Consider the following 24,626-nt stretch of genomic DNA (forward strand, 5'->3'; position numbering starts at 1 on the left):
GTTTTTAACAACAATCAATTTATGAAACAGCAACTTTTAGCCTTCGGTTCGCTATTATTATGCATTACGTGCTCAATAGATACTCAGGCGCAACAGACCCCGGCTTTTCACATCGGAGTCAAGGGAGGTACAAATTTTACAAAAACCTCAACGGAATCATCCTTGGAAGGAAAATACGGATTTGGATATCAGGCAGGAATCATGACAAGAATGGATATCGGCAGTCTTTATGTACAAGGAGAAGCATTATTCAACAAAAGAAAAACATCTTACGAAGCCAAAGACGGAACCTCAGCAAAGCTGACATGGAATGCCATTGATATTCCTGTGGTAGTGGGATATAAGCTCATTAAAACAGACGATGTAAATCTAAGAGTATTTGCCGGTGGAGTGTACAGCTATGCTTTTAACAATAACCTTTCAGCTCCCCAGGCTTTTCAGGAGGGTTTTAAAAAGTTTGACAAATCCAATATAGGGCTTACAGGGGGTGTAGGTGTAGATTATAAGAATTTCACCGTAGACCTTAGGTATGAAACAGGACTTTCAAGCATCAGCAAAGAATTCAAATCCAAGCCCCACAGTTTCAGCCTTGGGATAGGTTATTTCTTATTCTAAAAACTTAAATTATCTTTACCATTAGAAACTGTGTCTCTGCAGTTTCTATTTTTTTATAAACTTAGTCCGTTTCTTCTCATGACAAAATCTTTTCTTTCAAAAGAATATATTTTCACCTTTCTTTTCTGGTTTGTTTTTGCCGTTGTATTATGGTGCAATTTTCAGATTGCTACAGAAAAATACCTGGCTATGATTCAATCCCTGATCATTACCTTCAGTTCATTTATGTTCACTCATTTTTTAACCACCAAACTCCTTCCCAAGGCTTTACGGTCGAAAAAAATGCGAAGCTTTCTGATCCAGGCCACTATAGTCATTCTTCTTTTGAGTATTATTTATTCTGTCATATTCACTTATCTGGAAGTTGCTCCTAAAACGAACCTTCCTCCTACTTTTAGGGGACATCTCCCTATTTTATGGCAAGGATTTTATATGGCCCTTCCCGCCTCTTTTCTGATTAACGGATCAGCCTGTGGTATTAAGTTTTATAAGGAACACGGAAGAATAGAGCGGGATCATATCCTTCTCCAGCAGGCTCACCTGGAAAACCAGCTCAAGCTGCTGCAGGATCAGATCAATCCGCATGTGGTATTCAATATCCTGAATCATATTCATATTCTGATGAAAACAGATATTCAGCTCGCTGATTTTTTACTGATGAAGTTTTCAGATATTTTAAGGTATCAGCTCTATCACTGTAATCAAAACCTGGTCCCTCTGGATAAAGAAATTGAATATTTGCAAAACCTGGTGGAAGTGGAGAAATTAAGGTGGGGAAATGAACTGGAGGTTGAGGCACATTGGCAGATTGATCATAAAAAAGCCTCTATTGCTCCTCTGCTATTGGTGTCCTTTATTGAAAATGCCTTTAAATATGTCTGCCGTCTTCCCGGACAAACCGGATATATCAGAATTTCATGTAAAGAAGAAAACAACAGTCTTTTATTATATGTAGAAAATTCCTACTCTGACAAGGTAATGTACAAAAAGAAGGATGGAACCGGAGGAATTGGTATTCAAAATGTAAAAAAACGTTTAAAACTACAATATCCGGATTCTCATGATTTAAAAATAGAATCTGACGGCCACGTTTATAAAGTCACTTTAACCTTAGAATTATCTGAATGAGCAATAATATCCCTAAAATGAAATGTCTGATCATAGATGATGAACCCTTAGCCAGATTCCATCTTAAAGCACTGGCAGATCAGATAGATTTTTTATCCGTTGAAGGCACTTGTGCAACAGCATTAGAGGCGGATTCCAAAGTAAAAGAAAGTGAAATTGACCTTCTTTTTCTGGACATCAATATGCCCTATCTGAGTGGTCTTGAATTTTTGGAACAACTTGAAAACCCTCCATTATGTATCCTTACCACCGCGTATTCCGAATATGCACTGGAAGGATTCCGGTTGCAGGTAGCCGATTATCTTTTAAAACCTATTGCTTTTAACCGGTTTTATCAGGCCGTCAATAAAGCCCAGCAACAGTTTATCATCAGTGAAAAACTGAAAAAAAACACGCCTTTGGATGATCCATTTCTGTATGTAAGACAGTCTGATTCTTTTATCAAAGTTTCCTGGGTGGATATTCTATATGTTGAAAGTATGCAGAATTATACCAAACTTCATTTTAAAGATAAATCCCTGATCATTCATCAGACGATGAAAGCCATTGAAGAATCTTTACCTGCGGAACATTTTTTCAGGATCCATAAATCGTTTCTGATTAATATTACACATATTGATATGATTTCCGGAGGCCGCCTGTTTATCAATAAAATAGAGCTTCCTATTTCCCGTACCCGAAAAGAAGAACTGCTCAATCAGGTTGTCTATAAAAAGCTTATCAGTAAATAGAAAAATTTGGAAATAAGAAGAGGGAATGATAGGATACTTTCCCTCTTCAACTGTCTTGTTATGGTAAGTTCCAGCGTAAGGCAAGAGCGACGTAAAATGTACTTGCAAATTTGGGATCGGCAACCTTCTTCTCCCTGAAGATGCTTTTGATTTTCCTGTCACTTTCACTGAAACTTCTCAATAAGGCTGTTCCCCCTGTAAGGCGAAGACTCAGCTTGTCATTAAGTTTTATTTCAGGTCTTATTCCGGCGGTGATCTGCTGATAACCCATCAAGGTAGACTTCCCATCCTTATTCCTTTCTACAGACATTCCGCTGAGGTTAACCACTGCTTTTAATGCAAATTTATCGGTAAACTGATAGCCGGCTTCCATTCCTTCCGGGAAATTGATATTGAACTTAATTTTCCCATTCGTCTTCCAATCAAAATAAATCCAGGGCATAATCATAGGAACTCCAAATGCTGTGGTAAGAACAGGACCTCCACCCAGTGCCAGATTAGGATTAAAATGTCTGATAAACAATATACCTCCCTGCCCCAGTACATCATCAAAACTGATGTCTTCCATATCGGTATACACGCCTACCGTCGCGGTCATCATCATACTCCACTTTTTTCCTAATGGCCTCAAATGCTGTATTCCAATCTGGGCATTCAGCATCTGATCTGGAAATAGCTGTTTTTCATAATTTTTATGGGTCATCTTTGCATAAGATCCACCGAGGAGCATGGACCAGGCCTTTACTTTACCATTAGTGTCTTTTTTTACGGATAAAGGAATGCTAAGATTCAGGTCTACTCTTTTAAAGTCACTTTTGGAATGCGTTTTTACACTGTCTTCCGGACGGATATAGCTGGAGGAAGCAATATATTCTGTTTTAAGCTCACCGGATATTCCGGATTGGGCATTGATCCAATAGCCTAATGGCAATACACAGCAGAAAACCGTCAAAAGGTTTCTCTTCATAATTTAAATTTTACACAAAGAGAGCCCTTTGACCATTCTTCACAAAAATTACTTGATTAAGTGCCGGAATGCTATGACAAGAGGATCAAATAACAGGATCAAGAAAACAACAAACCATTGAAATGAAGTCTTTATATTCTGTTATATTTGTCAGTATAAAATCATCTGATGCAGTTTAGAAATGATATACAGGGAATCAGAGCCCTGGCCTTCTTTTTGGTCTTTATTTTTCATATAAACTACACCTGGCTGCAGGGTGGTTTTATTGGGGTAGATGTTTTCTTTGTCATATCAGGATATCTCATGACGTCTATCATTATTGATCAAAAGGATAAAAATATTTTCAGCTTTTATGATTTTTACTGGAAGCGTCTGAAAAGAATTTTTCCTGCTTATCTTTTTCTTATTATTGCGGCTACACTTGCAGGATCTTTTATTTATCTGGCAAGGGATATCTGGACACTTCAAAAGTCTGCAGGAGCTTCCATTGTTTTTCTTTCCAATCTGTTATTTTCCAGGGGAGATTCTTATTTCGGAGCAGCATTGAATGAGAACCCTTTTCTCCATACATGGTCATTAGCCATTGAGATGCAGTTTTATCTGTTACTTCCGTTACTGCTTATTTGGGTTAAAAGAAAATACTTATCTACGGTCATAGTATTACTCATTATTGTTCTTACCACCTATACAAGCATTTCGATGTTTATAGATAACAGCAATACCTCGACTTATTTTTCATTAGTATCCAGAATTCCGGAGTTCCTGATCGGAAGTTTTTACAGTCTTGCATTTAAAAATAAAATCAATTTCAGCAGATCGGGCAATACAATCTTTGTTTTCCTAAACCTTTTGGTATTGATATTATCTGCTGTTTTTATCAGTAAAGATTCTTTTTTCCCGGGAGTAATCGCGTTAATTCCGACCATCGCCACAGCAAACTTATTGGTGACCGGCAACAATTTTATCTCTGATTTTTTTGCAAAAAAAATCCCCGTTTATTTGGGAGAGCTGTCTTATTCACTTTATTTGTGGCACTGGCCCATCATCTCTTTTATAAGATATTATCATGATGAATATTTTCTAAGTCCCGGTGAAGTTGTTTTCACCTGTATTCTGACCTTTATCTCAGCTTGGTTTTCCTACCGGTTTATTGAGAATTTCTTTAGAAAAAAGAATAATACCACCCTTATCCGCTACTCTATTTCAGGAGGCGTTCTATTGATCTGTATGGCTTTTTTAGTTCCGAAAGCTACTGCTGTTTACCAAATTCCGGAAGCCTATACTTCTCCGACCTTCGGACTACTTTCCCATAATGAAAAAAATATTGAAGTTTTTGGAGATAAAACGTCAAAAAACAATCGCATTTTACTTATCGGTGACAGCCATGCACTCAGCATTAAACCTTATTTAGACTATATAGGAAAACGAAATGATTTTTCTTTTTCCACGGTGACCACTGATGGGGTTCTTGCTTTAAAAGGAGTAAAAAGAGAGGACTACACCAGCAATGAAGTGAAGTTTTATGATGCTGCCCAGCAGCTTGTGGATTTTACCCAACAGAATATTCAAAAGAACAGGATTATCATGATCAACAGCTCTTCCTTTATAGAACCTATGTCTGCTTATGAATCTCTGGAAAAACTTGCGGGATCATTACGGCCGGATCAAAAGCTGATTGTATTCAATACTTTTCCATCTATCAACCGGGATCCTGTAAAAGTAAACCGTGATTATATCAAAAGAACTTCAGCCTCATTTAAAATCATCGGTAAAGAAAAAAATAAGCTGGCTTTGGAAAAATTTGCTGCCACTTATAAGAATGTCTATCTCTACGATCTGTCTAAAGGGGAGATATTCAAAAGCATACCCTTTTACAAGGATACGCTGATGTATTATAATGCCTCCCACCTTAATACTTATGGCGCCGTTTCTCTGGGTAAAGAGCAGGAAAAAGATTTTATGTCTTTCTTTAGTCCTATCCTGGCAGAGAAATAATAATCACTGTATTGTTTTAGGCAGCACTTTTCTGAGTTTTAAAAATACGATAGCCAAACCAAACAGCAATCACCGCAATTCCTGTACGCGCTATCACCATCGGCATAATAGAATCTGCCTCTAAAAAACCTATCAATGCTGACATCAGAAAGGTAACCATCAACTGCATAAATCCAAGTAAAGCAGCAGCGGTACCCCTGCCTTCTTTAAAAGGAGACAAAGCATGTGCTGAGGTAATAGGAAATAAAATCCCTATAGCCAATAATGATAAATACAGCATTGCAATTTCCAATCCTACAGAAAGGTTTCCGGCAGCAATCAGAATATGGAGTGCACAGACACACAACAGCACGAGTGTAGCAATCAATAAAAGCTTTGCATTACTTATTCTTTTAATCAACTTTGGAGTAATATAAGCGGCAGTAATCAACGCTAATGAATTAAAAGCAAATATGAAACTGAAAACTCCGCTGGAAAATCCATGGATCTCCATAAACAGGAATGGAGCATTAGAAATGTAAATAATAAGTGAAGCAAAGGCAATACTCCCAATCATGGTACTGTTGATGAAATCTTTATTTGTAATGATCATTTTCAGCTGATCCTTCAACCCTTTTTCATTCTCAATCTGATCCGGAAGGCTGATTTTAGCATTAGTTTCAGGAACATATCGATATACCATAAAGAGGGTAATGATTCCCATAATAACTAAAAATGCAAATGAGCTGTTCCATCCCCAGAATTTAAGAAATACACTACCCAGTAATGGGGCTACAATGGGAGCAATACCACTGATCTGGGACTGTTGGGAGAAAATAGTAACGGATTTCTGCTTGTCATAAAGGTCAATAATGATAGCCCGTCCAATAACAATCCCGGCACTTCCTCCAAAGGCCTGCAGAAAACGCATTGCCCATAACACATAAATATCTGATGTGAAAAATATAGCTGTTGCGCCTACAATAAAAAGTAAAAGACCACAGTAAAGCATGGGTTTACGTCCTTTTTTATCGGACAAGGGTCCCCATAATAATTGACCAAAGGCAAATCCGGCAAAGAAAACAGAAATTGAGATCTGTATATGTCCGATATCCGTGTTAAAAATTTGGGCCATGCTTGGGAAAGCAGGAAGATAAAGATCTATACTCAGTGACTCCAGGGTGTTCAGCAGTGCCAGAATAAACACTACAATATTCAAATTCTTCATAAATAGTATAAGCCTTCACAGGCGTTTTTTTCTATCTGCAAAGTTGCTTTAAAAAGTAGAAACACCCAAGACAGGAACTGAAGAAAGACCAGCACAAACTGAGGGTTATTTTTAACACGCTGTGTTTTAGAGCCATTTTAAAGCAAGAAAAAAGTAACATTCTGAAGATTAGACTTTTCCGGATCTGAAGCTGTCAGGATTATCTCCCGTATGTTTTTTAAAAAATCGTGAGAAATAAGATGCATCACTGAATCCCAGCTTAAAAGCAATTTCCTTAACCGTTAAAGCACCGAAGCTCAATTCTCTTTTTGCTTCCAGCAGAAGCCGCTGGGCCACCATTTTCTTAATCGTGGTTGCTCTTGACAACCGTACAATATCATTAAGATGGTGAGAACTGATTTTTATTTTATCTGCATAGAACCCGGTATCCCTATGAACAGTGTAATGTTCTTCTATCAGACTGATCAGCTTCTGGATCCGCTGCCTGTCTTTCATTAAAGGATCCTGCAAATTGATCTGTTCCGCAATGATAATGCAAAATGCTCTTAAATACGTTTTAAGCAGTTCAATTCTTGAAGCCCCTTTATATTCCTGTTCCATAAGTGATATTATGGCAGTACAGGCTTTTTCGCTCTGAGGGTCTAAAGAAAAAGGAGCTGTTCCTCCGGTCAGTATGGATTCAATAGCACAGGCTTCTTTAAATATTTCTCTTGTCACTGCCAGGACATATCCTTTTTCACCCTGTAACCTCATATTAAACACCTGTCCCGGAGCAATGATACAGATCTGTCCGTTACGAAGAAGATGGCTTTCGAAATCCAATTCCAGACGGCTATTTTCCGGAACCTTACTAAACCATATAATTTCAAAAAAATTATGCCGGTGGATATCATTAAAATTTTCCGGATGCCCCGTCTGTAAGGTACTCAACTGAAATTTCTCAGAAGTCAGATGATGAACGGGAATATTTTTTTCTGATGAATTCATAGCGAAACAACGAGTATATAAACGGAAACCACAGCGAAAAAAGCTGCGGTCTCCTACAATATTTACAATTAAATAAATTTTATCCGTTCTGCTGGTTCCCTAAAAAAGCATCCCAGCCCTGAGCTGTAAGGGCCACCAATTGGTTTGATCCTCTTGCTACCATAAAGTTTCCGTCTTCTTTTTCCACAGCATGACCTATAATCGTAAAATCCGGGTGATTTTTAATCTTGTCAAAGTCATTAGGAGAAATCGTAAACAGCAATTCGTAATCTTCACCTCCGCTTAATGCAGTCATTACCGGATTTAGATTCATTTCATCGGCAGTCGTAATGGTAAGATTATCCATAGGTATTTTTTCTTCATAAAGTCTGAATCCTACTTTTGACTGATCTGAAAGATGCAGGATCTCAGAAGCCAGACCGTCTGAAATATCAATCATGGAGGTTGGTTTAATCTCCAGTTGTTCCAAAATAGCTTTCACATCCGTTCTTGCTTCAGGTTTCAGCTGTCTTTCCAGGATATAATCATAGCCTTCCATTTCCGGCTGCATATTAGGGTCGGCAAGAAAAACAGCATGTTCTCTTTCCAGAATCTGTAATCCCATATAAGCACCTCCTAAATCACCTGTCACTACAAGAAGGTCATTGGCTTTTGCACCGCTTCTTTTGACAATATTCTCCCCATTTTCAATCCCTACAGCAGTAATACTCATGACCAGTCCCGAATTGGAGCTCGTCGTGTCGCCTCCAATCAAATCGACTTTATATCTTGCACATGCTGCCTGAATTCCTGCATAAAGCTCTTCCAAAGCTTCCACCGGAAAACGGCTGGAAACGGCCAGAGATACAAGAATCTGAGTAGGAACCGCGTTCATGGCTGCAATATCGCTGAGGTTTACTACAACAGCTTTATAGCCTAAATGCTTTAACGGAACATAGCCCAAATTGAAATGCACTCCTTCCGCCAGAACATCTGTTGTAAGGACTACTCTTTTATTTTCGGGATTAATAACTGCCGCATCATCTCCTACTCCAAGTTCCGAAGACTCATTGGATAGTGGAAAATACTCTGTCAGATGTTTAATAAGACCAAACTCTCCTAATTTTGAAATGGGAGTCAGCTCCTGTGATTTATCTTCAAACATAAAATTTCTTTTTTGTACAAAGCTCAATGAAGTAATCGTTTTAACGACATTAAACGCTGAACTTTTATTTATTGATTAAATTCCGCCGGATCAATATTATGTGGGTGGAAAGGGAATTTTTTGAAATCCTCTTTTGACAGCACCACGGTTTCCGGGGTTTTATATTTATTCATAGCCTCCACGACATCATCCGGAGGAGTTGTCATTTTTCTCAGCATCATATCAATCCATACCCCTGTAGCTTCAGAAGTTGCACAATGTGCCCCATCCGGAGTATAGAATTTATGAACAAAACGGTAGATAGAGGAATCCTCTGAGCATCCGTCTATTTCCAGGCTTACGATAACCGTCTGATCTGCATAGATCTCTTTAAAGAAAGAATATCTTTCGTGCAGCATAACCGGGCCGATTCCCCATCTGCTTAGTTGGGTAACTCCCATTTTCTCTTTGGTCATAAAGGCCATTCTGGCCTGAGCACAATATTGTACATATGATGAGTTGGCTAAATGCTTGTTGGCATCAAGATCACTCCAACGTACTTCGAATTTATGGTAAAATATCATTTGAAAATCGTTTTTAGGATCATAAAATTATATTCTTCAAAAATACTCAAATAAGATGGTTTATAAAAATTGTACTTTTGGAAAAATAATCTTCAGCATAGGATTGCATATACATGAAACAGATCATTATTATCGGAGGTGGTGCAGCAGGCTTTTTCTGTGCATCGAACCTTGACGAAAAGAAATATAATATTACCATTTTGGAACAGAACTCGGATGTCCTTCAGAAAGTGAAAATATCCGGAGGTGGACGCTGTAATGTGACCCACGCCTGTTTTGACCCACGAGAACTGGTACAGTTTTATCCCCGTGGAAATAAAGAGCTATTAAGTGTTTTCACCAAATTTCAACCGGGTGACACCATGGAGTGGTTCGATCAGCGTAACGTACCGCTGAAAATTGAAAACGACAACAGGACCTTTCCTGAAAGCAATTCTTCACAGACTATTATCAATACTTTTTTGAATGAGACTCAAAAGAAAAATGTCTCTGTAAAGACAAAATGTGTGGTCAAAGAGATTGAAAAAACAGATAAAAAGTACATTGTAAAAACCGGTTCAGGGGATTTTGAGGCAGATTATATTGTGTATGCTACCGGAAGTTCTCCAAAATCACTGAAAATTATTGAGACTCTGGGGCATAAAATTATTGATCTCGTTCCTTCTCTTTTTACGTTCAATATCAAAGACGAACTGCTGAAAGATTTGCCGGGAACAAGTTTTGAAAATGCAGAGATTTCAATACCCAAACTGAAAACAGAGGAAAGCGGGCCTCTCCTTATTACACATTGGGGGCTTTCGGGACCTGCGGTTTTAAAAATTTCTGCCTGGGAAGCTATTAGTCTTGCCAAGCTTAAATACAATATTGAAATTGAAGTTAACTTCATCTCAAAACCGATGGATGAAGCAGAGGAAATATTTCAGCGTTTCAAGGAAAGTAATCCTAAAAAGACTATTGGACAAGCTAAGATCTATGATATCACAAACAGGTTCTGGCAAAAAATACTGGAGGTTTCAAAAATTGACCTTAATAAGCAGGTAGCCAATATTTCCGGAAAGGAAATGCAGAAAATCCTGGAAAGTCTTTGCAGAAAAAAGCTGCAGGTAACCGGAAAATCAACTTTCAAAGATGAATTTGTAACCGCCGGAGGTGTTGACTTAAAAGAGATTAACTTCAAAAATATGTCTTCAAAAATCCTTCCAAATTTCTATATTGCCGGAGAAGTTCTTAATATAGATGCCGTAACAGGAGGTTTTAATTTCCAGGCATGCTGGAGCGAAGGCTGGCTGATTGCACAAGACTTAAATACCCTATAACGATGAAAAAACTAATGACAATTATACTGTGTTTAGGAGCTACCTTGGCTTTTTCTCAAACACAGGAGACCGTACATCAAGCTGACCGCGAACATCTTGATCCAACAGCTGAAAAACCCGCAGAATATCCGGGAGGAATGAATGCATTTAGAAAAGAAATCGCACAAAATATAAATATCAAGTCTATCCGGGGAGTAAGTGGTAAGCTCTCATCTTATGCAAAGTTTGCCATTAATGTGAAAGGAGAAATTGAAAGTCTTACAACAACAGGGGGCAATGAAGCTTTTAACAAAGAAGTAGAAAGAGCCATCACATCACTGAAAACCAAATGGACACCGGCCTCTTATCAGGGAAATCTTGTAAAATATTGGTTTACTGTTCCTTTTATTGCCCATTTTGATTAACTAAAATGCTTTCAACCAGAAGAAATACGGCAATTTTCTTTAGAATCCTTTTTATTATCGGATTTACGTATTTCTTTTGGCTGATGCTTAAAATAACCCTGGAATATATTCCTCTCGATCCTAATGTGAGTTTTTTAATGATCAAACAGACTGAGGTAGTACAGAGACCTGAATATCTCATTTTTTTCTATGCTCACGTTTATACCAGTATTTTTGTTCTTCTTTCCGGGTTTTTATCTATTATCCGCAAAAATTTCGGACTCCGTAATTTTCATAGGAATATGGGAAAGGTTTATATTTTTCTCATTCTCATCACAGCTGCCCCATCTGGTATTTATATGGGATTATTTGCTAACGGAGGCCTTTTTTCAAAGGTTTCATTTGTTATTTTAGGCTTTTTATGGTGGTTTTCGACGTATAAAGCGTATCAGCTTGCAAGGCAGAAAAAGTTTAAAGAGCATAAGCAATGGATGTGGCGGAGCTTTGCCCTTACTTTATCTGCGATTACCCTACGAATGTGGAAAGTTATTATCGTATATTTATTCCATCCCAATCCTATGGATGTCTATCAGGTCATTGCATGGCTGGGCTGGGTTCCCAATATCCTTTTGATTGAATACTTAATTACCAAAAAACAGATATGAAAATTTTAAATTACACCTTTACCGCTCTATTGGCAGTTTCTTTAATAAGCTGTAAAAAAGATGGAAAAACCAATGAATCAGGAAAAGATTCTTTGACCGCAAAAAAAGATTCTGTGGTAATCCCAGAAATCTATAAAGAATATTATGGAGTGTATACCGGTGAATTTGCCGGTATGGAAAAAATGATTGACGAATCGGATGGTTCCGAGTATGAAGGGGGATCCTATAAGAGAATTTCCTTAAAGATCAACAGGATAACAAAAGACAGCGTTTATGGACAAAGTATTGTAAGTGGAAATCAACGTCCTTTCAGAGGGGTCTTTAATGAAACTTCAAAATCCTTTGTGCTGGATGAACCGGGAAATGATAAAACCGATGGCCGGTTTGAAGTAAAACTCAACGGTGACAGCTTAACAGGCAAATGGAACGCTTTCAATAAAACAGCTGTAAAAGCACCTGTTAAAACACTTAAATTAACCAAAAAAGAATTTGTTTATAATCCGAATTTCATGCTGGATAAAGATTCTAATCTGGTAGACTGGTCTAATCCGAAAGAATTTGTAGAAAAATACACCGATGAGGAGACCGGAAAAACAGAAAGCTATAAAACCTCTAAAAACAGAGTGGCCTCTGAAGCCATATTCAAGCTAAATGCATCTAAGCAGAAACTGACAGAAAAAGATCTTAAAAACCTAAGAAAACTGGACCTCGAGATTATTAAAAACTCTGTATTTGCCAGACATGGTTATTCTTTCAAAAAAGAAACCTATAGAAATTTCTTTGAACAAACAGACTGGTATATCCCGGTTTCCAATAACGTTGATAACGAACTTTCTCCTCTGGAAAAAGAAAATGTTGCCTTACTAAACCGATTTACAAAATATGCAGAGGATAAATATGACAGTTTTGGAAGATAAAATTAAAATAATGAAAAAACATCTGCTTTTATCCCTTGTGTTTTTAGGCTTATTTTCTGCCAAGGCCCAACGGGAACCACTTACTAGCACTCGTCCGAAAGCGAGTTCTGTTTCTCCTGTCAACACGCAAGTAAAAGATAAAAATCCTGAGTTTCCAGGGGGATTAGGTGCTTTTAGAAAGGAATTCGTAAGTCAGTTCCAAACACAGCCATTACTTGCCCTGGGTATTCAAGAAGCCTCTGCTACCGCAATGTTTGTTGTAGAAAAGGATGGCAGTATGTCTAATATAAAAATAGAATCTTACAAAAATGTAATCATAAGGGATGAATTCATAAAAGCACTCAAAAAAATAAATACCAAATGGATTCCCGGAGAAAAAGATGGGGAAAAAGTGAGGGTCAGAATGAGACAGCCACTGATTTTTAAGACTGTAAAATAGAATACATCAATCTAAATAGAAAGCCTTCAATTTTTTGGAGGCTTTATTTGTACAAGCACATATAGAAACAGACACCCTACGGCATAGCACAAAATATCAATCCATGAGAAAGAATTTCCAATCACAATATACATCAGGCTTCCGGGCTTGAACCCTAGTTTTTCTGCAATATTAAAGTATTGAGCAAACTCTATCACAAAGGAAAACGCCAGGATTCCGAGAATAAGCTTCCGGTCATTGCTTACCTTTACAAAACTCTTTACGAGGGTATAAAGAAGTAGTACTACAATAACATCTCCAAGATAGGCCCTAATAAAAAAGACATTCTTCAGTTCAGTAGCAATTAATACCTCTATCAGGAAAATGAAAATACTGAGAAGCAGATATTTCAGGCTTAATTTAAATTTCATATTGATTATGTATACTGATCCAGCCCTTTATTATGATAAAATATTGGACATAAAAAATCGGCATTCAAAGAATACCGATTATAATTCTAGGCAAATATATTATTTCTTTACTTTGATCGTACATCCGATAGCAACAGTTTTTGACATTTTCACCGGCTCTCCTTTGAGTAAAGCGTTGACAGCGTCCTGGACATAATATTCTGATACATCATTCGGATTATCATAATTATTGTCGATGGCCCCAATATATTTTACAATGTTTTTCCCGTTTTCTTTCTGCAGGAGAAAGACATGAGGTGTTTTTGTTGCTCCATACTGTGGGTAAATTTTCTGACCCTCATCCACTAAATAAGGGAAGGTAAATCCTTTCTGTTTGGCTCTTTCAATCATCTGCTGATAACCATCCTCAGGCTGTACGTTAGGATCATTGGGATTAATGGCAACTACGGGATATCCTTGGTTTTTAAACTTTTTATCCAGTTCTACAATCCGGTCTTCGTACTTTTTTGCATAAGGACAATGGTTGCAGGTAAAAACTACAATAAAACCTTTAGCGGTTTTAAAATCACTTAACGAGACCATTTTCCCATCAATATTTTTCAGCTTAAAATCTGCAGCTTCGTCTCCTACCTCATACCCTTTTGAGTTGATCTTTTCATGCTGAGATGCGTGCTTGTCATCATTCATTGTGGTAAAACTTAAAAGTCCCAGACCCATAACGAATATTGCTAATAAAATCTTCAAATTCTTCATACTCAATTATTTATTGTAAATTTTCTGTAATTATTTTTTCAAGTTCTTCTTTGCTCATTTCTCCATCATTGAAATATACTTTCTCACCGTTTTTATAAAAAAGGGTAACCGGAATATTTCCATCCCAGTTTTTTTCAAATTTCGGAATCCACGTATTCATTCTTTTAATATCATCAAGCAAAACAACCTCAGCACTAAGGTTTTTGGTTTTAATAAATTTTAAAACCCGCTCTTTATCTACCAGTCTGTCTAATGAAACAAGAATCATCTTAAATTTCGGATTGCCTGCATACTGATGATTCACTTCCATAAAATGAGGCAGCTCTTTTACGCATGGAGCACAGGTAGTTGCCCAAAAATTCACTACCAGAAGCTTATCTTTTTCCAGTTGAATTTTCTTTTCCAGATCTTCATATTTCAAAACAGAAACTTCCGTCTGCTGAGCTTTACAAAAGGTACCGAATAGAAAGATGATCAGGATTGTTAATAAATTCTTCATATTCAAATTTAATAAATAATTGTAAACCAGAAACCTGTTCAAATCATTCACTTCAGGAATAGATTGTTTTCATTAACAGGGAATATTAGAGTTTTGTATTTCAATCCCTATCAGATAAGGAAGTTTACTAAAAAGCAGCTAATTATTGCTTGCTCTTATTTTTAGATCTAGGCCTGGTACCCGTATAACTCATTGTTCCATTTTCGCAAGACATTATTCCCGGGTGTTGCTGAAAAGATTTTTTCTCAGCTTTTATAATGGAATCAGAACCTCTACGGGCAATGGTCGCTGAGTCCACATACGCTTTATATACCACTGCTACAGAATCATGAATTCTTTGTTCAGCTCGTTCTTTTGCTTCTTTGTTACATGAGAATAAAGCAATTAATGAGACTCCTAAAAATATTTTATTCATAGCTATGTTTTTTTCAGGTCACAATCTACAATTTATATTTAAATTCAATGAAGGCTATTACAATAATAAGGCCTTTACCAGCATCTGATTATTGTCATTATGGGTAATACCTTCTCCTCTTTTTATAATAGTCTTAGTGGTTATTTGCAGCACAAAAGCCATAAATCAATGAGAAACTCTATTTTTCATTAATTATTTTTATTCACACCCGATTTTTTTGATATTTTTACACCCATTAAATAAAGATCATGAAAAAAACTTATTTACTTCTGCCAATTTTCTTTTTGGCTTCCTGCTCAAGCAGTAATGATGATATTGAAGCTGCAATCAATAACGGGAATAATAATAACAACAACAATAATAACACGCCTGTTCTTGTAACCAAGATGGTAGCAGATGGAGATGTATCTACCTATACCTATAACGGAACCAAATTATCTGAATCTAAAAACCTTACGGATGGAACTGTTACCACCTTTACCTATACAGGAGACCTGATTACCAAGTCGGTTACTACCGGATCCAATTCTACCTCCACCACGACCTATACTTATGACAGCAGCAGCAGATTAAGTAAAAGCACAACTGTACATACGTCTTCTAACCCCTCATCCACTACAGAAATCACATATACCTATCCGGCACCCAATAATGTAAAAATGGTGGTTACTTTATCTACAGGAGGCTCCAGTATGATAAAAACGTATACCCGAAACGCAGTATTAAATGCAGATGGCTCACTAAAAAACTGGACTGAAACGGTGGCAAGTCCTAACCCATCAGGAGGATTTGATACAGGAAACGGCACCTTACAGCCTATCGTTTATGATACCAAAAATGCTCCGTTCAAAAATGTAACAGGATATCTGAAACTGATGGATCAGGAAAATGAAAACGGATCCACGCATAATGTCACAGACTATAAAAATGTGGTTCAGTATTCTATTTCCGGAGGAACCGAATGGACTATATTCAACTCCATTTATGTATACAATGCAAGTGGCTATCCTATAAAAGATACCCGAAAATATTATGATAAGACAGGCAGCTCTGTTACCAGTACAGAAATCACCACTTACGAATACAATCATTTATAATACAGGAGAGCTTTAAGCTCTCTTTTTTATTACAAAAATAACGGCTATTTCACTCACTATCAGTTGAATTAATTAATAAAATTGTATATTAGCATACAACCAAATTAAAATTATTATGAAAAAGTCAACCCTTCAAAAAAGAAAACTCACAAAAAAAGAAATGAAAGAAATCAGTGGAGCAAGACCACATTGCCCATTGGTATTGAGCTGTTTTGACCCGAATACAGGACAGGAAATGTCCGGAGTCTATGGTATTCAGGACGGACCTTGCTGCTAATTGTCTCAGCATCAAAAAATAAGATATTCAAATCTGTAAATCTAATCTTAATCATTATGAAAAATTCAGACATTCAAAAGAGAAAGCTCACGAAGAATGAGTTGAAAGATATCAATGGCGGTGCTGCTGCCTGTGCAGAAGGTTTATGTAAACTGAGAGGAGTAAGCCATTTTTTGATTATTGGCCCTAGAGGCAACGATGGATACTGCTGCTAACAACAATAAAAATTATAAAAAAATGATTGGATTACCCTCCAATCATTTTTTTTATAGAATTCAGTTTCATTAAAGCTTCAATAGGTGTCAGTGTATTGATATCTATTTTTGTCAGTTCTTCACGGATATTCTCCAAAACAGGATCATCCAGCTGGAAGAAAGAAAGCTGCATGTTTTCTTCTGTTACTCTTTTAATGTTCTCAGATGTTCCTCCACCCTGCGTTCTGCTGGCTTCAAGGGTTTTTAGTATTTCATTGGCTCTGTTGACCACTTTTGCAGGCATTCCGGCCAGTTTTGCGACATGGATACCAAAACTATGTTCACTTCCACCCGGAATCAGTTTTCTTAAGAAAATAATATTTCCTTTATTTTCCTGAATAGAAACGTGGAAGTTTTTCACCCTTTCAAAATTCACGGTCATTTCATTCAGCTCATGATAATGGGTTGCAAACAAGGTTTTAGCCTGTGTAGGATGCTGATGAAGATACTCTGCTATAGCCCAGGCAATAGAAACCCCATCATAAGTAGATGTTCCGCGTCCTATTTCATCCAAAAGAATCAGGCTTCGTTCGGAAATATTGTTCAGGATATTTGCCGCTTCATTCATTTCTACCATGAAAGTAGACTCTCCGGCAGAAATATTATCTGTAGCTCCTACCCTGGTAAAAATTTTATCCAATAGTCCGATTTCAGCATGTTTTGCAGGAACAAAGCTTCCGATCTGTGCCAAAAGACAGACAATGGCTGTCTGACGCAGTATTGCCGATTTACCGGCCATGTTAGGTCCTGTAACCATGATGATCTGCTGTGAATCTTTATCTAAGAAAATATCATTCGGAATATATTTTTCCCCTAAAGGAAGTGCATTTTCAATAATCGGATGCCTAGCTTCCTGCAGGTCAATAGCATATCCGTCATTCAAAACAGGTTTTGTATAACTTTCAGAAACAGCCAGTTCCGATAATCCGGAAGCTACATCAAGCTGAGCAATGATATTGGAATTCTCCTGAATCTGGTCAATATAAACCATTGTTTCAGCACAAACATTTCTGTAAAGCTCATTCTCCAGGACACTTATTTTCTCTTCAGCACCCAGAATCTGGCTTTCATATTCTTTTAATTCTTCCGTAATATACCGCTCCGCATTCACAAGGGTCTGTTTTCTTAACCAGTCATTGGGAACTTTATCTTTATGGGTATTTCTGACTTCAATATAATATCCGAAAACATTGTTAAAATCAATTTTAAGGCTTGTAATTCCTGTTCTTTCTATTTCACGCTGGCACATTTCATCAAGGAATCCACGGCCTTTGTTTTGAAGCCCTCTCAATCTGTCAAGTTCTTCAGAAACATCATTTTTAATGACATTTCCTTTGGCAATATTTACCGGAAGTTCTTCATTAAGATTATTCTGTAAAAACTTAATCAGTTCTTCCAGGTCATACAGAGGTTCCAGCCATGCCAATACATCGGCATGCGGATGAAGGAGTCCTTTTATTGTATGAATATTGATTAAACTTTGACGAAGGTATCCAAGCTCTTTCGGAGAGATTTTCTCCGCTGCCAGTTTTCCCATTAATCTGTCGAGGTCAGAAATTGATTTTAACAGCTGACAGATTTCATATTTCAGGCTATCATTTTCATTCAAGAAGTCGATCAGAGAAAGCCTTCTCATAATCTCATCCACAGATTTTAAAGGAAGGATAATTCTCCTTCTCAACAGCCTTCCTCCCATTGGAGTAGACGTTTTATCTATAATATCTAAAAGTGATTTTCCCTGTGGGTTGCTGGGATATACAATCTCCAGATTCCTTAAAGTAAAATTATCCATCATCAGGTAATCTTCCTGTGGAATAACCTGGAGTTTGGTAATATGAGCAAGCAGATTATGATGGGTATCTTCTACCAGATAGGCAAAAATAGCCCCTGCTGCGGTAATGGCTAAGGGTAGGTTTTCTACACCAAACCCCTTTAAAGAAGACGTTTTAAAATGATTGGTTAATTTCTCGTAGGCAAAATTATACTGGAAAGCCCAGTCTTCAAGTTTAAAAGCATTTTTGTTTTTAAACTGTTCAGGAATCTGGACACTTCTCTGGTATATGATTTCACTGGGATCAAAGGTACTGACAATATGTAAAAGCTTCTCCAGGTTTCCTTCGCTCACTAAAAATTCTCCTGTAGAAATATCTACCAGTGCTATTCCGTATTTCTCTTTCTCTTTGTGTAAAGAAAGCAGAAAATTGTTCTTTTTTGAATTTAATACCTGATCATTGAATGTAACTCCGGGAGTCACCAATTCCGTCACTCCTCTTTTTACAATTCCTTTTACCATTTTAGGGTCCTCCAGCTGGTCACATATGGCCACTCTCATCCCTGCCCTTACCAGTTTTGGCAAATAAGAGTCTACTGAATGATGGGGAAATCCCGCCAATTCTATACTTCCGTCCCCGTTAGCTCTTTTGGTAAGGACAATTCCCAGAATCTGAGACGTTCTCACGGCATCCTGCCCAAAAGTTTCATAAAAATCCCCTACTCTGAAAAGTAAAAGCGCATCAGGGTATTTAGCCTTGATGGTATTATATTGAGTCATTAACGGAGTTTCCTTCTTCAATTTTGCCATAGTAAAAAATGAGCCCCAAATTTAAAAAAATAAATCCATGGTTACAGAATTGTTTATCGGTTAATCTTTGATACACTTTTCCCTATCAGGAATTAATTGTATTTTCACCATAAAATACAGTCTATGGAATTTCCTGTTTTAGAAACTGAAAGACTTCTGCTACGCCAGCTTACCTCTGAAGATTCAAAAGACCTTTTTGAGTATTTTTCTTTGGAGGAAGTAATGAAATATTATGATCTGGAAGCATTCAAAACAGAAGAAGATGCTGAAAACATCATCCACCATTTCAACACTGAGTTTGAAAAAGGAAAAGGATTCCGATGGGCGCTAGAACTAAAATCTGAAAATAAAGTAATTGGAACTTGTGGCTATCATAACTGGTATCCTGAACATTACAGGGCAGAGATTGGCTATGAACTGAATCCTTTGTTCTGGAGACAATCTTATATGAAAGAAGCTATTCTTCCCATTTTAACATTCGGGTTGGAAACTATGCAGTTACACCGTGTAGATGCTTTTATTGATCCGGCTAATATTTCTTCCGAAAAGCTATTATCTTCTTTAAACTTTAATGAGGAAGGGACTTTAAAAGATTATTTCTTTGAAAAAGGAAAATTCGTAGATGCGAAACTTTTTGGATTGATTAATAAATAGCGTGAATTTAAAATATAACGCATTACTTTTCAGTTTTCAGATGTCTTTCCAAGGCTTCAGAACTCTTCTTATAGGCCCATTCCTGTTTGTAATTCACCCATTTACCTTTAAAAAATTTACGCATAAGTTTATCCGTATATCTCATAATGAAAACATGATACAGCATATTGGCAAAAACTTTCGGTTTATTGGGAAGGGCTCTTAGGGACAATGAGAAGCCGGGCTCCAGGTATCTGTTGAAGTGCCAGAATGCTCCCGGAATAAAAAGGGCATCACCATGTTCCATGAAAATTTCATAGCCTTTGGCATATTTTAGTGCCGGAAATTTTTCATAATCCGGATTCTCATAGTCCAGATCATAGATGGTATGAACAGACAATGGTACTTTATACAAAAAGGCAGACTGCTTCTGATCAAATAATAAAATTCTCTTTTTCCCTTCAAAATGAATGTGCATAAAGTCTCCCAAATCCACATCATAGTGCATTAAAACATGTGCCTCACTTCCTCCAAAGAACAATGTAGGCAGTCTTTTAAAAAATTTTATCCCTAAATCCGGATACGTGAAATTCTTAAGCAGCTCCGGAAGCCTGTCTGTAATAATATAAAAAAAGATGCGCAGATCTGAGGGTTTACTTTTTATGGTGTCAATATAATCCTTCATTTTCATCCTCGCCACCGGAGCATCTGAATTCTTTGCTGCATCAGCCGGCTTATTATCATATAACGGAACTTCCTGCTCACCCGCCTTTTCACGGATATAGCTCAGATTCCACAGATCAAAAGCGTCCCATCGGCTGGCAAAATTTTTAATCAAAAGAGGCTTTTGTTTTTTAAAATAATTCTTTTGAAAATCTTCTTTGCTGATATCGTTCACTACATCTACGTTTTCGAGGATCATTATTTTGGTATTTTGTGCGAAATAAAAATAGTGATTTTTTGAAAACTGCGGAAATATTACAGCAAAGAAAAGAAGGCAAAGGACAAAAGAGCGGAAAGATCAAAAACGCTAACTTATACTTTACAGGTCCCCGTATATGAACACTAAATGAAAAAAAATTATATTTGTAGTACAAGCGAATTTATGAGAGCCTATAATACCAAACATTTCCTTAAAATCCTTTTCAGTTTACACAAAAGTGATACTTTAAAAATACTTTTCCCAAGTATGATTCTTATAGGATTATATTCCTGGGGGATTCAATATTTAGAGGTGGAATATTTTCACCTGACTTCAAAATCAGGGATCAGTAATGTAGGGATGATCCATTCTTTACTGGGGTTTGTATTATCGCTCTTATTGGTATTCAGGACAAATACAGCCTATGACAGATGGTGGGAAGGAAGAAAATTATGGGGAAAGCTCGTCAATGATTCCAGAAATTTTGCCATAAAAATAAATACAATTCTTGCTGATAACCGTCAGGATGCCGAGCAAATTGCGAGGTATTTAAAATACTTCCCTCACTTTTTGGCCAAACACCTTTCCAAAGAATCTACAAGGCTGGCTTTGGATGAGGATTATTCTGAGATTGAACAATCATTAAAAAACCATGGGCCAAGCGAAATTGTTATTCTTTTAAGCCATAAGCTGAATCAATTAAAAAAAGAAGGTAAAGTTTCAGAGGTTGAAATGCTTTATCTGGACACTCAGCTATCTGGTTTTCTGGATGTATGCGGAGGTTGCGAAAGAATTAAAAATACCCCTATCCCCTATTCTTATTCCTCTTTTATTAAGAAGTTTATTATTCTGTATGTCTTTGCTCTGCCTATTGCTTACGTCATTACTATCGGGTTGTTTATGATTCCGCTTACGGTCTTTGTATATTATGTACTGATGAGTTTAGAGCTTATCGCAGAAGAAATTGAAGATCCTTTTAATAATGATGAAAATGACATTCCTATGGAAATGCTAGCTCAGAATATTGAAAAAAATGTTCATCAGATTATGGGTAAAAAATAAGAAATCAACCTTTTAAAGGCTGATTTCTTTAAGTTCTCCGTCTTGTTTGATTTCTACAAATTTACTTTCCCTGTTCCCGGCTGAATAGCCATAAAAGAAAGTCTGATAAATAGGTGTAGAATATAAATAGCCTCCATATCCGTTATAAGCATCCGAAGTTCCGGTCTGCTGCTGGTAACTTGCTGTTGCGGTAAAATTAACAATCGTTTCCAGATAATATTTCCCGGGCTTTAATTTTTCGAATTTAAAACGTCCGTAGTCATCAGTTAAAGCTTCAAGCTTATATTTAAAAGCATCTTCGGACATATAAACGGTAGTTTTTTTATTCTCATACTTTTTTCTCATATTATAAAACTCTTCAAAATAAGGAGTTACCGGAAAAAGCATTACAACAGTTCCTTTGGGGGCATAGTGCTTCTGGCCAAGCAGCGGCTTGATTCCCCAGTTGTTTTTTTGTTTCGTAGAAGCGACTCCTTCAATAGTAGAATTCCCAAAAGAAAGCATCTCCCTGGCCATCTTTTTGTCAAAAAAAGCCTGCGGATAATATGTGTTCTGAGCTTTTGAATACATGAAGGCAAGCATCAGTGTGAATAAAGTGAGTAATTTTTTCATTGTTAATTTTTGAATCAAATATAACTATTTTACTATTTTTGAAATAAAAATAGCTATGAAATACTTTTTTATATTATTTTTCTCCACGTCCGTTGCTGTTTTGGCTCAGAAACCCTGCGGATATAAAGACGGATTACAGGAAGGAAGCTGTAAGGAATTCTATGAGAACGGACAGGTAAAAAATGTGGTGGAATGGAAAAAAGGAAAAATGGAAGGGGATGCTGTTTTTTACTATGACAATGGAAAAATACAAACCAAAGGACAATATAAAAAAGGCTTCAAGGTAAAAGAATGGTCTTATTATGGTAAAGATGGTATTCTGACCTCTCAGGAAGTTTTTACCAACGGAGACAAAAATATATATGACAACAGCTTTACAGGTACTTTTTACTATCCCTCAGGAAAAGTAGAAGAAATCTCCCATTATAAATTTGCAAAGTTGCATGGAGAAACCAGGGTGTTTCATGAAGATGGAAAATCCATAAAGCAAATCGGATATTATGACAATGGTCTTGCTACCGGAAAATGGAAAACATTCTATCCGTCCGGAAAATTAGAGCGGGAAACAGAATTAGCCAACGATAAACGTAATGGCAACAGAATTTATTACCGTGAAGACGGAAGTATTGAAAAAACAGAGGTCTACAAAGACGGAAAATTAATCTCAACAAAATAATACAATTGGTACAGAAACTAAAGCTGGAAGAACTTAACAGAATAGATGTTGAAACATTTAAAAGAGTAGAGAAGATTCCATTAGTCATCATTCTAGATAATCTTAGAAGCATGCACAATGTAGGGGCAACATTCAGAACGGCAGATGCTTTTTTAATTGAAAAAATTATTCTTTGTGGAATCACTCCGCAACCGCCACATCGTGAGATTCATAAAGCAGCGTTAGGTGCTACGGAAAGTGTAGACTGGGCACATGAAAAAGATATCAATGCAGCTATTGCTGATTTGAAAAGCAAAGATTACGAAATTATAGGGATTGAACAGACCACCAACAGTCAGATTATTACAGATTTCACGATTGACAGATCAAAAAAATACGCCCTGATTTTAGGAAATGAAGTAGAGGGAATCAGTGATGAAGCATTACCCAATATTGATGTATTCCTGGAAATTCCACAGCTTGGAACAAAACATTCTCTGAATGTAAGTGTATGTGGCGGAATTGTCATGTGGGAATTTGCGAAAGCCGTAAAATAAAAAAACTGCATATGTCATTAATAGACAGTGCAGTTTGAAATAAATCTAATAAAAAGTAAAAATGAAAGGCGACAAAGGTACTTTTTTTTTCGGTACGAACAAATTTTGAGGTCATTTTTTTTGTTTGATCTCAAAAAAAGTCGCGTTTTCAGAAAAAGTTTCATTTAATTTTTTATAAATTAGCACAATGTTTATCAAGGACTATATCTCAAAAGACTTCCCATGTTTTAGCTTATCTGACTCAATAGAGTCAGCAAGGAATATGTTAGAAGATTTTGGATATTCCCACATTTTCATTAAAAAATCCCACCATTTTTATGGGGCCATTGCCAAAGACTTCCTTTATGAGGAAGATGGAGGTACACTGAAGGATCTTGAACACCAGCTTGAGCGGTTTGCCATTCTGGAAGACAGCAATGTCATGGACAGCATCCGTCTGTTTTATACTTTCAGTTCTAACGTGATCCCGGTAATCAATAAGAATGAAAAATATTTAGGGTATATTACCTGTGAAGATGTTTTTCAGGATCTTTCCCGATATCCTTTATTTTCAGAAACAGGGGCTATTCTTACCATAGAAACTCCTGCCAGAAAGTATTCGATGACGGAGATCGCCAATATTATTGAAAGCAATAATTCAAAATTTTATGGGGGATTTATAAGTTTTATGTCTGATGAAGTTATTCACATCACCATAAAGATCAGTAATGAAAACCTGGCCTCGATAGATTCAACTTTTGACCGGTATGATTACAGAATTGTTGAAAAATATTATTCTGATGAGAAATCCGATCTGTTTAAAGACCGATTTGGTTTTTTTCAAAAATTCATAGAAATATAAC

At 36.8% G+C, this 24,626-nt stretch carries 29 protein-coding genes; 17 read left to right on the top strand and 12 right to left on the bottom strand.

Annotated features, from left to right (window positions below):
• Positions 1 to 21: 21 nt before the first annotated feature.
• The 3 genes from DRF57_RS14885 to DRF57_RS14895 all read left to right on the top strand — a co-directional run bounded on the left by DRF57_RS14885 (position 22) and on the right by DRF57_RS14895 (position 2,474).
• Positions 22 to 615 carry a porin family protein gene (locus tag DRF57_RS14885; RefSeq protein ID WP_047484512.1) on the top strand — a complete coding sequence of 198 codons (594 nt, stop codon included), beginning with the start codon at positions 22 to 24 and terminating at the stop codon, positions 613 to 615.
• Between the two features lie 78 nt (positions 616 to 693).
• On the top strand, positions 694 to 1,743 hold the full coding sequence (locus tag DRF57_RS14890; RefSeq protein ID WP_047484511.1) for a sensor histidine kinase: 1,050 nt from the start codon (positions 694 to 696) through the stop codon (positions 1,741 to 1,743).
• Positions 1,740 to 2,474 carry a LytR/AlgR family response regulator transcription factor gene (locus DRF57_RS14895; protein WP_047484509.1) on the top strand — a complete coding sequence of 245 codons (735 nt, stop codon included), beginning with the start codon at positions 1,740 to 1,742 and terminating at the stop codon, positions 2,472 to 2,474. The genes DRF57_RS14890 and DRF57_RS14895 overlap by 4 nt, the downstream gene beginning before the upstream one ends.
• Positions 2,475 to 2,532: 58 nt before the next feature.
• Here the strand turns inward: DRF57_RS14895 and DRF57_RS14900 are convergent, their stop codons facing one another.
• Complete coding sequence (locus tag DRF57_RS14900) at positions 2,533 to 3,441, bottom strand: DUF6268 family outer membrane beta-barrel protein (protein ID WP_115919352.1); 909 nt, start codon at positions 3,439 to 3,441, stop codon at positions 2,533 to 2,535.
• A 168-nt stretch (positions 3,442 to 3,609) separates the two neighbouring features.
• Between DRF57_RS14900 and DRF57_RS14905 the strand changes: the two genes are divergently transcribed.
• Positions 3,610 to 5,436: an acyltransferase family protein gene (locus tag DRF57_RS14905; protein ID WP_115919354.1), complete on the top strand. Its 1,827-nt coding sequence runs from the start codon at positions 3,610 to 3,612 to the stop codon at positions 5,434 to 5,436.
• Positions 5,437 to 5,452: 16 nt separating this feature from the next.
• Here DRF57_RS14905 and DRF57_RS14910 read toward each other — a convergent pair whose 3' ends face one another.
• The 4 genes from DRF57_RS14910 to DRF57_RS14925 all read right to left on the bottom strand — a co-directional run bounded on the left by DRF57_RS14910 (position 5,453) and on the right by DRF57_RS14925 (position 9,337).
• Positions 5,453 to 6,643 (bottom strand): multidrug effflux MFS transporter, encoded by a 1,191-nt coding sequence (locus DRF57_RS14910; RefSeq protein WP_084086350.1) that lies wholly within the window; start codon positions 6,641 to 6,643, stop codon positions 5,453 to 5,455.
• Between the two features lie 168 nt (positions 6,644 to 6,811).
• Positions 6,812 to 7,630, bottom strand: coding sequence for a helix-turn-helix domain-containing protein (locus tag DRF57_RS14915; RefSeq protein WP_115919356.1), 819 nt, complete (start codon positions 7,628 to 7,630; stop codon positions 6,812 to 6,814).
• Between the two features lie 79 nt (positions 7,631 to 7,709).
• On the bottom strand, positions 7,710 to 8,774 hold the full coding sequence (gene thiL, locus DRF57_RS14920; RefSeq protein ID WP_115919358.1) for a thiamine-phosphate kinase: 1,065 nt from the start codon (positions 8,772 to 8,774) through the stop codon (positions 7,710 to 7,712).
• Between the two features lie 68 nt (positions 8,775 to 8,842).
• Positions 8,843 to 9,337 carry an acyl-CoA thioesterase gene (locus DRF57_RS14925; protein ID WP_047484497.1) on the bottom strand — a complete coding sequence of 165 codons (495 nt, stop codon included), beginning with the start codon at positions 9,335 to 9,337 and terminating at the stop codon, positions 8,843 to 8,845.
• Positions 9,338 to 9,450: 113 nt separating this feature from the next.
• Here DRF57_RS14925 and DRF57_RS14930 point away from each other — a divergent pair, with 113 nt between their 5' ends.
• From DRF57_RS14930 to DRF57_RS14950, 5 genes are read left to right on the top strand one after another with little or no spacing between them, the layout of a single operon-like run.
• Positions 9,451 to 10,653 (top strand): BaiN/RdsA family NAD(P)/FAD-dependent oxidoreductase, encoded by a 1,203-nt coding sequence (locus DRF57_RS14930; RefSeq protein WP_115919360.1) that lies wholly within the window; start codon positions 9,451 to 9,453, stop codon positions 10,651 to 10,653.
• A 2-nt stretch (positions 10,654 to 10,655) separates the two neighbouring features.
• The gene (locus DRF57_RS14935; RefSeq protein ID WP_047484492.1) at positions 10,656 to 11,057 is read left to right on the top strand and encodes a TonB C-terminal domain-containing protein; all 402 of its coding nucleotides are present in this window, start codon (positions 10,656 to 10,658) and stop codon (positions 11,055 to 11,057) included.
• Positions 11,058 to 11,062: 5 nt separating this feature from the next.
• Positions 11,063 to 11,701 carry a DUF2306 domain-containing protein gene (locus DRF57_RS14940; protein ID WP_115919362.1) on the top strand — a complete coding sequence of 213 codons (639 nt, stop codon included), beginning with the start codon at positions 11,063 to 11,065 and terminating at the stop codon, positions 11,699 to 11,701.
• On the top strand, positions 11,698 to 12,618 hold the full coding sequence (locus DRF57_RS14945; protein WP_115919364.1) for a YARHG domain-containing protein: 921 nt from the start codon (positions 11,698 to 11,700) through the stop codon (positions 12,616 to 12,618). Before DRF57_RS14940 ends, DRF57_RS14945 begins: the two co-directional genes overlap by 4 nt.
• A complete protein-coding gene (locus tag DRF57_RS14950; protein WP_123863327.1) occupies positions 12,608 to 13,057 on the top strand; it encodes an energy transducer TonB in 450 nt (149 codons plus the stop codon). The genes DRF57_RS14945 and DRF57_RS14950 overlap by 11 nt, the downstream gene beginning before the upstream one ends.
• Positions 13,058 to 13,083: 26 nt before the next feature.
• Here DRF57_RS14950 and DRF57_RS14955 read toward each other — a convergent pair whose 3' ends face one another.
• The 4 genes from DRF57_RS14955 to DRF57_RS14970 all read right to left on the bottom strand — a co-directional run bounded on the left by DRF57_RS14955 (position 13,084) and on the right by DRF57_RS14970 (position 15,134).
• Positions 13,084 to 13,467 carry a ribosomal maturation YjgA family protein gene (locus tag DRF57_RS14955; protein ID WP_115919368.1) on the bottom strand — a complete coding sequence of 128 codons (384 nt, stop codon included), beginning with the start codon at positions 13,465 to 13,467 and terminating at the stop codon, positions 13,084 to 13,086.
• A 99-nt stretch (positions 13,468 to 13,566) separates the two neighbouring features.
• Positions 13,567 to 14,220: a thioredoxin family protein gene (locus tag DRF57_RS14960; protein ID WP_115919370.1), complete on the bottom strand. Its 654-nt coding sequence runs from the start codon at positions 14,218 to 14,220 to the stop codon at positions 13,567 to 13,569.
• A 10-nt stretch (positions 14,221 to 14,230) separates the two neighbouring features.
• Positions 14,231 to 14,719 carry a TlpA family protein disulfide reductase gene (locus DRF57_RS14965; RefSeq protein ID WP_084086342.1) on the bottom strand — a complete coding sequence of 163 codons (489 nt, stop codon included), beginning with the start codon at positions 14,717 to 14,719 and terminating at the stop codon, positions 14,231 to 14,233.
• A gap of 142 nt (positions 14,720 to 14,861) precedes the next feature.
• Positions 14,862 to 15,134: a hypothetical protein gene (locus DRF57_RS14970; RefSeq protein ID WP_084086341.1), complete on the bottom strand. Its 273-nt coding sequence runs from the start codon at positions 15,132 to 15,134 to the stop codon at positions 14,862 to 14,864.
• Between the two features lie 248 nt (positions 15,135 to 15,382).
• Here DRF57_RS14970 and DRF57_RS14975 point away from each other — a divergent pair, with 248 nt between their 5' ends.
• From DRF57_RS14975 to DRF57_RS23665, 3 genes are all read left to right on the top strand, one after another.
• Positions 15,383 to 16,231, top strand: coding sequence for a hypothetical protein (locus DRF57_RS14975; protein ID WP_115919372.1), 849 nt, complete (start codon positions 15,383 to 15,385; stop codon positions 16,229 to 16,231).
• 115 nt (positions 16,232 to 16,346) lie between these two features.
• A complete protein-coding gene (locus DRF57_RS23660; RefSeq protein ID WP_156125992.1) occupies positions 16,347 to 16,508 on the top strand; it encodes a hypothetical protein in 162 nt (53 codons plus the stop codon).
• A 56-nt stretch (positions 16,509 to 16,564) separates the two neighbouring features.
• A complete protein-coding gene (locus tag DRF57_RS23665; RefSeq protein ID WP_156125990.1) occupies positions 16,565 to 16,723 on the top strand; it encodes a hypothetical protein in 159 nt (52 codons plus the stop codon).
• Between the two features lie 31 nt (positions 16,724 to 16,754).
• Here the strand turns inward: DRF57_RS23665 and mutS are convergent, their stop codons facing one another.
• On the bottom strand, positions 16,755 to 19,343 hold the full coding sequence (gene mutS, locus DRF57_RS14980; RefSeq protein ID WP_115919374.1) for a DNA mismatch repair protein MutS: 2,589 nt from the start codon (positions 19,341 to 19,343) through the stop codon (positions 16,755 to 16,757).
• A gap of 123 nt (positions 19,344 to 19,466) precedes the next feature.
• Here mutS and DRF57_RS14985 point away from each other — a divergent pair, with 123 nt between their 5' ends.
• Positions 19,467 to 19,997, top strand: coding sequence for a GNAT family N-acetyltransferase (locus DRF57_RS14985; RefSeq protein WP_084086340.1), 531 nt, complete (start codon positions 19,467 to 19,469; stop codon positions 19,995 to 19,997).
• Between the two features lie 22 nt (positions 19,998 to 20,019).
• Here DRF57_RS14985 and DRF57_RS14990 read toward each other — a convergent pair whose 3' ends face one another.
• Complete coding sequence (locus tag DRF57_RS14990) at positions 20,020 to 20,898, bottom strand: cupin-like domain-containing protein (protein WP_047484473.1); 879 nt, start codon at positions 20,896 to 20,898, stop codon at positions 20,020 to 20,022.
• Positions 20,899 to 21,045: 147 nt separating this feature from the next.
• Here DRF57_RS14990 and DRF57_RS14995 point away from each other — a divergent pair, with 147 nt between their 5' ends.
• Positions 21,046 to 21,960, top strand: a complete 915-nt coding sequence (locus DRF57_RS14995; RefSeq protein ID WP_241508028.1) for a bestrophin family protein — start codon at positions 21,046 to 21,048, stop codon at positions 21,958 to 21,960.
• A 12-nt stretch (positions 21,961 to 21,972) separates the two neighbouring features.
• On the opposite strand, the gene DRF57_RS15000 is transcribed toward DRF57_RS14995, so the two are convergent.
• Positions 21,973 to 22,572: a hypothetical protein gene (locus DRF57_RS15000; protein ID WP_115919376.1), complete on the bottom strand. Its 600-nt coding sequence runs from the start codon at positions 22,570 to 22,572 to the stop codon at positions 21,973 to 21,975.
• 55 nt (positions 22,573 to 22,627) lie between these two features.
• Between DRF57_RS15000 and DRF57_RS15005 the strand changes: the two genes are divergently transcribed.
• The 3 genes from DRF57_RS15005 to DRF57_RS15015 all read left to right on the top strand — a co-directional run bounded on the left by DRF57_RS15005 (position 22,628) and on the right by DRF57_RS15015 (position 24,625).
• Complete coding sequence (locus DRF57_RS15005; RefSeq protein WP_052188448.1) at positions 22,628 to 23,248, top strand: toxin-antitoxin system YwqK family antitoxin; 621 nt, start codon at positions 22,628 to 22,630, stop codon at positions 23,246 to 23,248.
• Between the two features lie 5 nt (positions 23,249 to 23,253).
• On the top strand, positions 23,254 to 23,784 hold the full coding sequence (locus DRF57_RS15010; protein ID WP_115919378.1) for an RNA methyltransferase: 531 nt from the start codon (positions 23,254 to 23,256) through the stop codon (positions 23,782 to 23,784).
• 187 nt (positions 23,785 to 23,971) lie between these two features.
• A complete protein-coding gene (locus DRF57_RS15015) occupies positions 23,972 to 24,625 on the top strand; it encodes a CBS domain-containing protein (protein ID WP_115919380.1) in 654 nt (217 codons plus the stop codon).
• Position 24,626 lies beyond the last annotated feature (1 nt).

The organism is Chryseobacterium rhizosphaerae (assembly GCF_003385455.1).
GTDB lineage: Bacteria > Bacteroidota > Bacteroidia > Flavobacteriales > Weeksellaceae > Chryseobacterium > Chryseobacterium rhizosphaerae.